Source organism: Polaribacter sp., from assembly GCF_024639685.1.
Classification (GTDB): domain Bacteria; phylum Bacteroidota; class Bacteroidia; order Flavobacteriales; family Flavobacteriaceae; genus Polaribacter.
This window is the reverse complement of record NZ_JAHEHX010000006.1, coordinates 1-13,370: the sequence shown is the minus strand read 5'-3', so window position 1 is coordinate 13,370 and position 13,370 is coordinate 1. Positions and strand designations below refer to the sequence as shown.

The 13,370-nt window shown below is 28.8% G+C and carries 14 protein-coding genes and 1 pseudogene; all 15 read left to right on the top strand.

The features are described from left to right. Positions 1 to 65 precede the first annotated feature (65 nt). The 15 genes and pseudogenes from Q0L44_RS04360 (at position 66) to Q0L44_RS04290 (ending at position 13,214) form a co-directional block, all read left to right on the top strand. The gene (locus tag Q0L44_RS04360) at positions 66 to 1,409 is read left to right on the top strand and encodes a UDP-glucose/GDP-mannose dehydrogenase family protein (protein WP_296635769.1); all 1,344 of its coding nucleotides are present in this window, start codon (positions 66 to 68) and stop codon (positions 1,407 to 1,409) included. Next, positions 1,396 to 1,863, top strand: a complete 468-nt coding sequence (locus Q0L44_RS04355) for a UpxY family transcription antiterminator (protein ID WP_296635767.1) — start codon at positions 1,396 to 1,398, stop codon at positions 1,861 to 1,863. Before Q0L44_RS04360 ends, Q0L44_RS04355 begins: the two co-directional genes overlap by 14 nt. A gap of 142 nt (positions 1,864 to 2,005) precedes the next feature. Continuing rightward, positions 2,006 to 2,423 (top strand): annotated as a pseudogene (locus Q0L44_RS04350) (adenylyltransferase/cytidyltransferase family protein). 3 nt (positions 2,424 to 2,426) lie between these two features. Further along, positions 2,427 to 3,092 (top strand): acylneuraminate cytidylyltransferase family protein, encoded by a 666-nt coding sequence (locus tag Q0L44_RS04345; protein WP_296635764.1) that lies wholly within the window; start codon positions 2,427 to 2,429, stop codon positions 3,090 to 3,092. Continuing rightward, entirely contained in the window at positions 3,092 to 3,556 is a 465-nt protein-coding gene (locus Q0L44_RS04340; RefSeq protein ID WP_296635761.1) for a YhcH/YjgK/YiaL family protein, read from the top strand. The genes Q0L44_RS04345 and Q0L44_RS04340 overlap by 1 nt, the downstream gene beginning before the upstream one ends. After that, positions 3,534 to 4,322 (top strand): aldolase/citrate lyase family protein, encoded by a 789-nt coding sequence (locus tag Q0L44_RS04335; RefSeq protein ID WP_296635759.1) that lies wholly within the window; start codon positions 3,534 to 3,536, stop codon positions 4,320 to 4,322. Before Q0L44_RS04340 ends, Q0L44_RS04335 begins: the two co-directional genes overlap by 23 nt. Further along, positions 4,319 to 5,200, top strand: a complete 882-nt coding sequence (locus Q0L44_RS04330; RefSeq protein ID WP_296635757.1) for an NAD(P)-dependent oxidoreductase — start codon at positions 4,319 to 4,321, stop codon at positions 5,198 to 5,200. The genes Q0L44_RS04335 and Q0L44_RS04330 overlap by 4 nt, the downstream gene beginning before the upstream one ends. Next, a complete protein-coding gene (gene pgl / locus Q0L44_RS04325; protein ID WP_296635754.1) occupies positions 5,190 to 5,888 on the top strand; it encodes a 6-phosphogluconolactonase in 699 nt (232 codons plus the stop codon). Before Q0L44_RS04330 ends, pgl begins: the two co-directional genes overlap by 11 nt. Before the next feature lies 1 nt (position 5,889). Next, the gene (locus tag Q0L44_RS04320) at positions 5,890 to 6,537 is read left to right on the top strand and encodes an HAD hydrolase-like protein (protein WP_296635752.1); all 648 of its coding nucleotides are present in this window, start codon (positions 5,890 to 5,892) and stop codon (positions 6,535 to 6,537) included. 1 nt (position 6,538) lies between these two features. After that, positions 6,539 to 7,471, top strand: a complete 933-nt coding sequence (locus Q0L44_RS04315) for a phosphoglycerate dehydrogenase (RefSeq protein WP_296635749.1) — start codon at positions 6,539 to 6,541, stop codon at positions 7,469 to 7,471. Between the two features lie 641 nt (positions 7,472 to 8,112). Further along, entirely contained in the window at positions 8,113 to 8,733 is a 621-nt protein-coding gene (locus Q0L44_RS04310) for a hypothetical protein (RefSeq protein ID WP_296635747.1), read from the top strand. Beyond that, positions 8,702 to 9,820, top strand: coding sequence for a hypothetical protein (locus Q0L44_RS04305; protein WP_296635745.1), 1,119 nt, complete (start codon positions 8,702 to 8,704; stop codon positions 9,818 to 9,820). Before Q0L44_RS04310 ends, Q0L44_RS04305 begins: the two co-directional genes overlap by 32 nt. Before the next feature lie 6 nt (positions 9,821 to 9,826). Continuing rightward, on the top strand, positions 9,827 to 10,900 hold the full coding sequence (locus Q0L44_RS04300; protein WP_296635742.1) for an EpsG family protein: 1,074 nt from the start codon (positions 9,827 to 9,829) through the stop codon (positions 10,898 to 10,900). Between the two features lie 55 nt (positions 10,901 to 10,955). Continuing rightward, entirely contained in the window at positions 10,956 to 11,933 is a 978-nt protein-coding gene (locus tag Q0L44_RS04295) for an NAD-dependent epimerase/dehydratase family protein (protein ID WP_296635741.1), read from the top strand. Positions 11,934 to 12,092: 159 nt separating this feature from the next. Beyond that, positions 12,093 to 13,214, top strand: a complete 1,122-nt coding sequence (locus tag Q0L44_RS04290) for an MraY family glycosyltransferase (RefSeq protein ID WP_296635739.1) — start codon at positions 12,093 to 12,095, stop codon at positions 13,212 to 13,214. Positions 13,215 to 13,370 lie beyond the last annotated feature (156 nt).

The following is a 13,370-nucleotide window of genomic DNA, read 5'->3' as shown; positions in this document are numbered from 1 at the left end:
CCATTTTAGTACATTGTTGTACGTGTATTTTCTTGCCTATTTCTTTTTGTTAAACAATAAATGCTATGAGAATTGCTGTTATAGGCGCTGGTTATGTAGGTTTGGTTTCAGGTACGTGTTTTGCAGAAATGGGCAATACCGTAACTTGTGTAGATGCAGATGTCTCTAAAATCAAGAAATTAAACCAAGGCATTCTTCCTATTTTTGAGCCAGGTTTGGCAGCATTAGTTCAAAAAAACAGTACACAACAGACTTTATTTTTTATGGATGATATTGCATCTGCAATTAAAAATGCGGCTATTGTTTTTATTGCGGTAGGTACACCTATGGCAAAAGATGGCGCTGCAGATTTGCAATATGTAGACGCTGTAGCTGAAGCTATCGGTAAAACTATGCAACACGACTTAGTGGTGGTTAATAAATCTACAGTGCCTGTAGGTACTGCAGATCGCGTACAAGCCATCATCAAAGAAGAGTTGCAATTGCGAAAAGTTGCATTCGATATAGCAGTAGTTTCCAATCCGGAATTCTTAAAGGAAGGTGCTGCCATTAATGATTTTATGAAGCCCGATCGTATTGTAATCGGTACAGACTCACCTAAAGCTTTGGAATTGCTAAAGCAGTTGTACTCTCCTTTCTTTAGAACACACGACCGTTTTATTACCATGGATGTGCGTTCTGCAGAAATGACCAAGTATGCAGCAAATACCATGTTGGCCACCAAAATTTCTTTTATGAACGAAATTGCCAATATCTGTGAAAAGGTAGGGGCAGATGCCAATCAAGTACGTATTGGTATTGGGTCGGATTCACGCATAGGGTATCATTTTATATATCCAGGAACCGGATATGGAGGTTCTTGTTTTCCAAAAGATGTAAACGCCTTATGGAATATTGCCAAAGAGCACGATTATGATGCGCAATTAATTGCAGCTGTAGAGAAGGTAAACACTGAACAGAAAGGAGTCATTGCGAAAAAAATAGTAAAACGATTTGGAGAAGATTTAACTGGGTTCACCTTTGGTGTTTGGGGCTTGGCGTTTAAGCCAGGAACCGATGATATGCGTGAAGCACCAGCCATCACAGTTATCAAAGAATTAGTAAAAAGAGGTGCACATATAAAAGCCTACGATCCAAAAGCCATGCAAGAAGCAGAGACGCTTTATTTAAAAGGGATTCAGCAAATTGAATATGCAACCTCAAAGTATGGTGTTTTAAAAGACGCCAATGCGTTGATTTTGTTAACGGAGTGGAAAGAGTTCCGTTCGCCAGATTTCCAGGAGATAAAAGCACAATTAAAATCGCCCGTAATTTTTGATGGACGTAATCAGTACAATGCGTTTGGACTGGAAGAAAAAGGATTTGAATATTATCAAATAGGAAAAACAAGTACCAATGAAAGACGCTAATACTTCTTCTTGGTACGTATTATATACCAAGCCTAGAACCGAGCTAAAAGTAGCACAACGTTTGGAGGCTTTGGGGGTAGAGGTTTATGTGCCAACACGAACGGAAGTGCGTCAGTGGTCAGATAGAAAGAAAAAGGTAACGGTTTGTGTGTTGCCTTCTATGGTGTTGGTGTGTTTGGAAGAAAAGGACACGGCTATGGTGTTTGATGTACCAGGTGTGGTGCGTTATTTGTTTGAAGAAGGGAAGCGTGCTGTAATTAGAGACCAAGAAATACAGGCCATGCAGTCTTTTTTAGAAGGAAAAGCTTCGCAAGAGACATTAGGTTTGCAAATAGGAGATAAGCTAGCAGTACCAAAAATAAACCAGCAAGCAACAGTGATTGCTTTGCAAGGTAAAAAATGTTTGGCACGCTTAACACGTTTGGGTGCGGTAGTATCTTTTCAATTGCAGTAGTAAGCAATTGAGGATGTTGGTTTTATAAAATGTTAGTGTGACTAGCACTGGCGAAGCCGTGAAAAAAAAGACGTACTTTTGCGTTTTGAAATAGGGATAAAAAATAGTGTGACTACCGGTAGTAGTCGAGAAAAAATAAAATATGAAAGTAGGAATTACCTTTTCAACCTTCGATCTATTGCATGCTGGGCATGTGAAGATGTTGGAGGAAGCTAAAAGACAATGCGATTACCTAATTGTTGGATTGCAGTTAGATCCATCATTAGATCGTCCCGAGAAAAACGGACCTTCTCAGTCGATTATAGAGCCGGTATATTCAGCTCAAAGGATCTAAGCATGTAGATGAAATTGTACCGTATGTATCTGAACAAGATTTAGAAGATTTTTTACGTTCTTCTAAAATTGATGTTCGCATCATTGGTGACGAGTATAAAGATAAAAACTTTACTGGAAGAGGGTATTGTAAAGAAAAAGGAATAGAAATTTACTATAATTATAGAGATCACCGATTTTCTTCGAGTGGGCTTAGAAAGCAAGTTAAAAAAGCTGAAAATAAATAAATTATGAATGTAACTTTATTACTTCCAATGAAAGGTAACTCAGAAAGAGTTCCTAATAAAAATTTAAAATTATTTAATGGAAAGCCCTTATTTCATGTTATCTTAGATAAATTAGTTAATTCTAAATACATAAATAACGTTATAATTAACACAGATAGTGATTTAATTGCTGAATCAGCTTTAAGTAAGTATCATGACTTTATTACTATTCATAGAAGACCGAAAAGTATTCAAGGCGATTTTGTATCTATGAATAAAATAATTGAATATGATTTGAAAAATAGTAATTCGGATATTTACGTACAAACACATAGTACTTCGCCATTACTAAATGTTGATAGTATTGATGCTGCTATAAATAATATGATTAGTAATAAAGCAAATTTTGATTCTATCTTCAGTGTTACTAAAATTCAGACTAGATTTTATGATAAAGACGGTAATGCATTTAATCATAATCCAAAAGAGCTTTTAAGAACTCAAGATTTAGAGCCTTTATTTGAAGAGAATTCTGGGTTTTATATCTTTACAAAAGATTCTTTTAAAAACGCCGGTAATAAAAGGATTGGATTAAAGCCTCTTATGTTCGAAATAGATAAAATTGAATCTATTGATATAGATGAGCCTTTAGATTTTATAATTGCGGAGACTATGCATAAATTACTTTAATGATTTTAGATAAAATTGACAATAGTAGTAGGTATTTTAAATCACCTATTTTTTTAGAGATATTTAATAAACTTAAAAGTTTTGATATAGATACACCTAATGGTATTTATAAAACAAGTGATTCGTACTACTTTAAAGTAATGAGTTATGAAACTCAGTTAGCTCCAAAAATAATAGAATCTCATAGAAAAGAAGTTGACGTTCAAATTTTGCTTTCAGGAAAGGAACTAATAAAAATTTACAAAGAAGATGATGTAAATGTATTAGAAAAATATAATTCCAAAATTGATTGTCAATTTTATGAGGAATTAAAGCCTCCAATTTCAGAAATTATTCTTGAACCCAATTATATGGCAGTTTTTTTTCCAAATGACATTCACGGCCCTTTGTATGCATATAATGACAAAATAGATAAATTAAAAAAAATTGTAATTAAAATAAATGAAACACTTTTCTCACAATAAGAGCATTCTTAAATCGAAATTAAAAAACAAAGAACTTTCAATAGGTTCTTGGTTAACAATACCACATCAAGCAGTAATTGAAATATTAAGTACTGCAGGTTTTGAATGGTTGACAATAGATATGGAGCACTCTCCTATTAGTATAGAATCCATTATGAATTTAATAGGTCATATTCAAGGCAACGGGATGCAGGCTTTAGTTAGGGTCAGTAAAAATGAAGAAGTTGCTATTAAAAGAGTTCTAGATGCAGGAGCTGATGGCGTTATTGTGCCAATGATACGTAATAAGGAAGAAGCGAAGCAAGCTGTAGATTATGTAAAATACCCTCCAATTGGAAAACGAGGAGTAGGCTTAAATAGGGCACAAAAATATGGAACTGCTTTTGATACATATCAAGAATGGGTTAAGGATGAAGTGGTTGTAATTGCTCAAATTGAACATATAGATGCTGTCAACAATTTAGAAGATATTTTTTCAGTTCCTGGAATAGATGGAATTATTGTAGGACCATATGACTTATCTGCATCAATGGGGTATCCTGGAGAATATGACAGACCAGATGTACAAGCTGCATTGTTGAAAATTGATGAAGTAGCTAAAAAACTTGACAAACCTTTAGGTTTTCATGTCATTGATTCAGGTTATCAGAAAACACTAGAGAAAATCAATAAAGGATATTCATTTTTGGCTTTTAGTTTGGACTTTTTCTTTCTGGGAGATAAAGCTAGAGAGGAAATGAAATCACTTAAAAGTAAACTATCATGAAAAAGGTTTTAGTTTTTGGAGGTTTTGGATTTTTAGGACATTATTTAGTTGATGAATTATTAAAAAGAGCGTATAGTGTAACGGTAGCAGATATTAATAAAAATGAAAGTTTAGTAGATAAACTCACCTATTTTAAATGTGATATTACTAACAAAGAAAATGTTAAAAAAGTTTTTAAAAATAACCAATTTGAAATCGTCTACAATTTAGCGGGTTTTGCAAATTTAGATACGGCTGTAAAGTACCCTCTAGAGACGATGCAGTTAAATGTATTAGGAAATATTCATATTCTTGAACAATGTGTGAAAAATAAAATTTCTAGATTTGTTTATGCAAGTAGCGCCTACGCAATGAGTAACAAAGGATCTTTTTATGGTATAAGTAAATTAGCTTCTGAAAAAATTGTTGAGGAGTATTTTAAAAAATATAGTTTGCCTTTTACTATTTTAAGGTATGGTTCTGTATACTCTGAGAGATCTTATGATAATAATTACATATATAATTTAATTAAAACTGCTGTACTCGAAGGTGAAATTAATCATAATGGTGATGGCAACGAATTAAGAGAATATATACATGCAGCAGATGCTTCTAAACTTTCTGTAGATGTTATTGAATCTGAGAATTTTAAAAATATGCATGTTATTCTTACTGGAAATGAACGCATGAAACGTTCAGATTTATTTAATATGGTTAAAGAAATACTGAATGATAGACTAAAGATAAATTATACAAATAGTGGCTATCACAACCATTATAATTTTACCCCTTATTCATTTGAACCGTCTGTTAGTAAAAAACTTTCGGCTAATCCTCATATTGATATGGGACAAGGTTTGTTGGAGTGCATTAGATCTGTATATAAAAATGAAAAATAATTTCAATCAATATACAGTTTGTGAAAATGAATTTGATGTTTTTTCATCAAAATTCTTATACAATACTTTGAAAAAGCTTTCTGATAGAAAAGAAGTGGTATCTGTAGCACTATCTGGAGGATCTACCCCGTTACCTATTTTAAGTATTCTTAAAGAGTATAAACTTAATTGGGATAAATTTAATTTTTTCATGGTAGATGAAAGGAACGTACCTGTTTCAAGTTCTTCAAGTAACTATGGAAATATTCAAAAAGTTTTTTTTAAAGATTTGGATTCTCACAGTTACTCTATGGTAAAAGACAACTATTCAATCGATGAGTGTGCAATTAATTACGAAAAATTACTGTACTCAAAAATTCCATTAAGGAAAAATGGTTATCCTGTTTTTGATTTAATTTTATTAGGTATTGGTGATGATGGTCACACTGCTTCCTTATTTCCGCTCACAGAAGGATTAAATGAAAGTAAAAAATGGGTCATTAAAAATAGAATTCCTCAACTAAATACAGAGAGAATTACTTTAACCTACCCTTTAATATTAAATGCTTCTAAAATTATAATATTGTCAAAAGGAGGCTCTAAGGAAAAAATATTAAAAGAGATAAAAATGGGTAAAGGAGATCATTATCCGATTACTCCAATTTTTAATTCAAAAGTTGATACAACTTGTATTTTAGGAATAAACTAATATGAATATAAAAAATATATTTTTTGATTTTGATGGGGTAATAGCAGAGTCTGTAAGTGCTAAAACAGATGCTTTTGAAGAAATGTATCTTCCATATGGAAAGGATATTGCTGCAAAGGTTGTTGAATATCATAAACTAAACGGAGGTGTTTCTAGGTATGAAAAGTTTAAATATTTTCACAAAGAATTTTTAAATGAAGTAATAGATCAAAAGAAAATTAATGAATTAGCTATTCAATTTTCAAATATAGTTTTAGATAAAGTAATTAATTCATTAGAAGTTCCAGGATCTCATTATTTTATAGAAAAATACCACAAAAAATTCCAATTCTGGATTATTACAGGAACGCCAACTGACGAGATGGAAATCATTGCAAATAAAAGAGGTTTGGTAAATTATTTTTTAGGTATTCACGGTTCACCAAACAATAAGAGATATTGGACAGAAAATTTGATTAAAAAACACAATTTAAAGCGAGATGAGATCATATTTTTAGGTGACGCAACTACTGATATGGACGCTGCAAATTTCTCAAAAACTCATTTTGCATTAAGAGAAAATCAAGAAAATAAAGAAATTTTTAATAGCTATAAAGGTATTCGATTTCAAGATTTTTATGAATTAGAAAAAATATTAAAATTAAATTAAAATGAAGATATTATTAACAACTACTTCCTTTCAAGATACACCAGGTAAACATCATGATTTATTAAATGCCCAAAACTGGGATATTGACTACCTGAGAGGGCCTGTAGAAGAAAGTATTTTATTGCCGATTATTCATGAATATGATGGAGTTATCTGTGGTGATGACAAATATACTAGAGAAGTTATAAAGGCAGGAAAAGAAGGTAAATTGAAAGTATTATCAAAATATGGAGTAGGGCTAGATAGAATTGATCTTGAAGCTGCAAAAGAATTTGACGTTAAAGTATCTAATGTACCTGGTATAAATCAAGTTTCAGTTTCCGAACATGTATTAGCATTATTATTTACATTTTCTAAAAATATACACCTTCAATATAATTCAGTGCAAAGAGGTAGTTGGAAAAGAGGAATTGGGTCTGAGATACAAGGTAAAACATTGGGTGTTATTGGACTCGGAGCCGTTGGCAAAGAGTTAGCTAAAAAAGCGAGTGCTTTAGGAATGAAAGTTTTAGCTTTTGACATATATAAAGATCAAGATTTTTTAAATAAATATTCAGAAATCAATTTTACTTCAAATATAGATGATATTTATAGTGAATGTGATGTTATTAGTTTACATCTCCCTCATACAAGGGAAACAGATAAATTAATAAATGATATTGTGATAACAAAAAAACTAAAAAAACAACCAATTATTATTAATACTGCTAGGGGTAAACTTATTGACCCAATTGCAATGATTTCGGGTATTAAAAATAAACAAATTAAGGGCTATTTATGTGATGTGTTAGAGACTGAGCCTATTTTGGAAAATGAAGTTTTATTAGGGTTGGAGAATGTAATTATTACGCCTCATGTTGGATCTAGGACCTATGAAAATGTTGAGAATCAGGGGAAAATAGCTGTAAGTAATTTGCTTAATTTGCTAAAATAATGTTTTTTAAAAACAAATTGTCCAGTAAAGCAGTTTTTAATGTTTGTATTCAAATTATTCCAATAACTGTTTCGTTAATTTCAATACCCGTAGCAATTGACAATTTAGGTAAACCATTATGGTACTTTTTTACTTTAGGCTTAACTGTTATTTTACTCCCAAATTATTTTACTTTTGGAATTGGACCTTATTTAATAAGGGATTTGTCAACTAAGGTTAATTTTATGGAAAGTACTAGTTGGACAGGTAGTATATCTCTCATAAAAATAATGGGGTTGTGTTTTTTTATTTTGACTAATTTTTATTTTTATTTTTCAGATATAGAAAAACCATTTTTACATAAAATAGATCAGTTTTTATTTTTTTTATTTTTTTTATTAAGTTCTTTAGTTTATTTCTTTTTAATCCCCCTTAGATCAATAATTGAGTCAAAACAAGATTTTTATTTTTTAGGAACATTAAGGTCAGTTTTTACCTCATTACTAATGTTGGTTCCAATATTTTCATACAATTCGATCTGGTTTTTTTCATTTATTATTTTTATTATGTCTCTATTTCAATTATTTATCTATTTATTAAGATTGAAATATAAACATAGTCAACAAATTAAATATTTATTTACAGGGTTTAGTATAATAGACATGAAAAATACAATATTAAAAATTTGGCCTTTTGGAGGCTATTTAATTATTTGGTCAATTTTACTTTATTCTGATAGATTTATATTTAAATTTTTTATAAATACCGAAATTTTGTCAGATCATGTAACTATGCAAGATTTATTTAATAGATTAGCAATAATATCAGGAAATGTAACTGCTGTTTTTTATCCAGTAATATCTAAAAATAAAGGAAACAAATTATTTGTAGATAATTATTATAAGAAACAGATACGATTAATTTCAGTTTCATTTATTTCATTGTTATTAATTTTATTATTTGGGTTAAAACCATTTCTTAGTTTTTGGTTGAAAAATAAATATTCATTTTATATTGATGACTTCTCATTTTTATACCTTATAGGTATTATGTTATTTAATTTTTCAATAATCCAAGTAAGAACATTACAGGCTATTGGTTATGAGGTTTATGTGTTGAAAATTTTAATATTAATCTCTATATTTTACTTTATAAATGTTTTTATAATAGGCTATTATGAAAAGCCTTACCTATTATCAATAATGTTAATAATATACTCATTAATTATAATATTTAAATTTCATTTAAAATATGTTAAACAAAAAACTATACATATTATTTGATGTAACATCATCAAATATTAATAGGATAGTATTACCCATTGCAAACAAGCTTATAGAAGCTGAGGGAGCTCTAGTTATTGTGCTTAGCGAAAGTTTGGTAGAAACCGATTCTATTGATTATACTAGTTTTAATAGTTCAATTATTTTTTCAACAAAGAAGAAAATTAATATAAATTTCAATGATTTTAAAGAAAAAAAATTTGTGACATTTGGTTATAGAATAGCGGATCTTTACTTAACTTATAAGTTTAAAAAATTAGGATTTTATACATATCAGATTCAGCATGGTATGTATCAAGACTTTTTAAAAAGATCTTTTAAAGGTTACTTTAGTAATATGCCAAAGAAAAAGTATTATTTGAAGTGTCTAATTAAACTAGTTTTTACCGGAAATTTATACATCTTTATCTATTTATTAAATAAAGATTTATTTAAATCATATTTACTTAATAATTTTTTAATAAAAAATAATTCTAAATTAGATTCTATTCAATCTAATAAAGTATTTGTTTGGGGTGAATTATGGAAAAATTGGTTCATGAAAAATCATTTTTATAAGATAAATGATAAGTTTATAATTATGGGTAATCCAGATTTTCATAAGTTTGTGAATAATAAAAAGCAGAATGATGTAAAAGTTTGTTATATAGCCCAAACTTTTTTCGAAGATGGAAGAATAATTAAATCAAATATTTTAGATTATATAGAGAATATTTCCAATTATTTTCAAGAAGACTTATATGTAAAACTTCATCCAAGATCAAAAAAATCTTTATTTTCTAAAGTTCTTGATAATAAAGGAAAAATTGGTTACGAGTTTCCTAAGGCAGAAGTTTATGTTGGCCATTATTCTTCTTTACTCTCTTTAGCTATGAATACTAATGCATTAATCATTTTAATTAAAATAAATGATGAAGAAATTCCAGATTATTTTTTAAATAATGCTGATTTTATTTTTGAGACAATAGAAGATTTTAAATTATTTAAAATGCCTAATCAATATAAACCTAAAGAAAAAAATATAAATAAATATTTTCTTAATACTAATATTGATACTCTTGATCTAATATGTGAAAATATTAATTAATTTTTAATGTTTAAGATCTTAATTCTTTTTACAAATATTATCGTACTATCTTTTTTTAGTTTTATAACTAAATTAAAGTTCTCATTTCATAAATTGAGGGCCAGTATAATTTTTGTTACTCCTTTAGTTCTAATATTTGTTCTTTTAATTTTTTATATTAAAAATTATGATTATTTAGATAATGATATTAAGAGGTATATGTCTTTTTATTCTCAAATAAATGATTTTGATTCATACATATATTATTCTTTAAGGGATTTAGATTTTATTTTTTTTGGTCTTATGTATATTTTTAAAAATATAGGCTTTAGTTCTTTGTTTTTTGTGAATTTTATACTTTTATTAAGTGTTATGATTTTATTTAAAGGGTTGTATAATTTATTTATTGATAAGTCTAATTATTATTTATGTTTATTATTGTTTTTTTCAAGTTCTTCTTTTTATTTTTTATATGGTAATGTTATTAGACAGGGGTTAGCTGCTTCAATATTAATTTTTTTAATTTCTTCAAATAGAAAAAATAAATTATTAAAGTTCTCTATGCCATTTATCCATAAAGCTTCAATGCCCTATTTTTTAACTTCATTTATTCCATTGAAAAAATTTTTTTTATTAATTTTTTTAATAATTAGCGTTATAACTAGTTTTTATTCATTACAAATATTTACTCAATTACTTTATTTATCAAATTTAAGTTCACTTGATTTTTATTTAAATTCTTTTACAAGAAATTCTAGCAATAATTCTTCTTTAAAACTTATTATTTTGTTTTTGAATTTAGTTTATTTTATTTTATTTTTCAAGAAAGTTGAAATGAATAATAAACAATTAAATTTATTTAAATCCTATTTTATATTTAGCTGTCTAACTATATGTGTATATCAAATAGATGGTGTTTTTTCAAGATTAAATTATTTTTGTACTTTTTTATCATTTCCACTTCATGTTGCCTATATGTCTCTTAACAGGCATATTGTTTATAAAAGAATAGTTTTTTTAACTTTATTTTTTTTTACAATATTTTACAGTGTATATGTGTTTAACCATCCATCTATATTATTTAATTTAGATATTAAATAATATGTAAGTTTTATTTTAATTGCTTAAAAACTAATTTAATAAAAAATATATTTATATGATACTAACAATTGGCGGCTCAGGTTTTGTAGGATCTTTTTTAATTAAAGAATTACAAAACTATAAAGTAGGAAATTTAGATAAAAATCCAAGTCCTTTTTTTGACAATATTTCAGTAAATGGAGACATACGTAATTTAGATGAAATAAAAATCCCTACGGGTACTAAGAGCGTTGTTCTATTGGCAGCAGAACATCGTGATGATGTTTCACCAACCTCTCTATATTATGATGTTAATGTTCAAGGAACTAAAAATGTACTGCAAGCGATGGATAATGCAGGTGTGAAAAACTTAATATTTACAAGTTCTGTAGCAATTTATGGGTTAAATAAAACTAACCCTAATGAAGATCACCCTCAAGATCCATTTAATCATTATGGTAAGAGTAAATGGGAGGCAGAGCTTTTCATAAAAGAATGGTATGATAATGATCCTGAAGGAAAATCTATTACCATAATACGTCCTACCGTAATTTTTGGTGAACGAAATAGAGGGAATGTTTACAATTTGTTAAAACAAATTTCATCAGGAAAGTTCATGATGATAGGAAAAGGTCAAAACAAAAAATCAATGGCTTATGTTGGTAATATTGTTGCTTTGATTAAAGATAGGTTAAAAAATCTTGAGCCTGGTTTTCATATCTTTAATTATGCAGATAAGCCTGATTTTTCTATGGTTGAACTTACACAAAAAATAGAAGAAAAAATGAAAATAAAATTACCCAATATTAAAATACCCTTTTTTTTAGGAATGATTGGAGGATATTGTTTTGATTTATTATCTGTTTTATTAGGAAGAAAGTTTTCTGTTTCGTCAGTTCGGGTTCAAAAATTTTGCGCAACAACTAAATTTGATGCTTCAAAAGTACACAGTGTATTCAGTCCACCCTATACCTTAGAAGAAGGTCTAAATAAAACTCTTGAACACGAGTTTATAAATAAAACAGAAGATGATGTTTTATTTTATTCAGAATAGTTTTTTAATATTTAAAAACACTATTCTTTTTGCTCTAAACGGTAAACAATATTTTTTATATATTTGTAATGCTAAAGAAAGAAAATTGTTGTGCTAGTAACAGAAAAAATAATTTTATTACTGCTACTTTTAGGTACCTTCCTACTAGTTGGTCTACTATTGCCAAAAATACGAACCTTAAGTTTACACCGAGGTTTTGTAGCTATTCCAGAAGAAAGAAGTTCGCATACGTCTATTACACCTAGTTTTGGAGGTGTCTCCTTTTACATTGCATTACTTGTGTTTTTTGCCTTAGTGTTTAGCCAGGAAAATATACTATTGTTGGGTACGTTATTCTTTTCTGTCTCTGTTATTTTTTTTACAGGGCTTAAAGATGATTTAAAAGATATTTCTCCCAAAGCAAAGCTACTTGGGCAATGCATTGCTATAGGTGCTTTATTATTTCACTCAGAATTTAGAATAACGGATTTACATGGTTTTCTAGGTGTTACAGCCTTACCAACATTTGTTTCTGTTTTATTCAGTACTTTTTTGTACGTTTCTTTAATGAATGCCTATAATTTAATAGATGGTATTGATGGTTTGGCTTCTATTATAGGAATTGTTGTGGCTAGTTCTTTTGGAGTACTATTTTTTAGTATTGGTTTGTACTTCTATGTTGGGCTTTGTGTCGTCATTGTTGGAATGTTGTTGGCTTTTTTACGATTCAACTTTTCTAGTAAGCGTAAATTATTTATGGGAGATACTGGTTCTCTCATCTTAGGTTTATTATTTGGTGTCTTAACCATGCGATTGCTTTCAGTTGGATTTAGCACAGTTTCTGCTTTAGGAATTAGTCGATCTTACCTACCAGTATTAGCACTTGCTATTTTAAGCATTCCTGCTTTTGATATTGTACGTGTGGTTTGCATTCGAAAAATCCACAAGAAACCTTTTTTTAGTCCAGATCGTAATCACCTACACCATGTATTGATAGACTCAGGCTTATCACATGCCAAAACTTCGTTATTGGCAGGGGGTATTAATATTTGGTTGATTACAGTAGTATATAATGCACTCCTTCAGTATGGTTTAATCACAGGAATTGTTGTACTTTTCGCTGGCTATTTTGTGTTAACAGTATCGTTATTTGTATTAAATAGACGCTTAGGTCCAAAACGTATGAAGGTAAAATTGCGTCGATTTTTGTTTAAAATAACGTACCCAACCCCAAATGTAACCGCCGAAAAGCAATTGATTTTTAATAAGAAATTAAAATTAATACGTATCTTTTTTTTCTAAAAATTTCAGAATGCCATTTGATCCAAAAACAGCTAAAAAAGCAGGTGAAAAATCCAAACGAGGTCCAGCAAAAAAAGAAGAACCTTCTATTAAAGAAAAGATGGAACTACTTTATGAAAAAGTATTGGATGACTTATTAGTAAACCAAGAAAAACT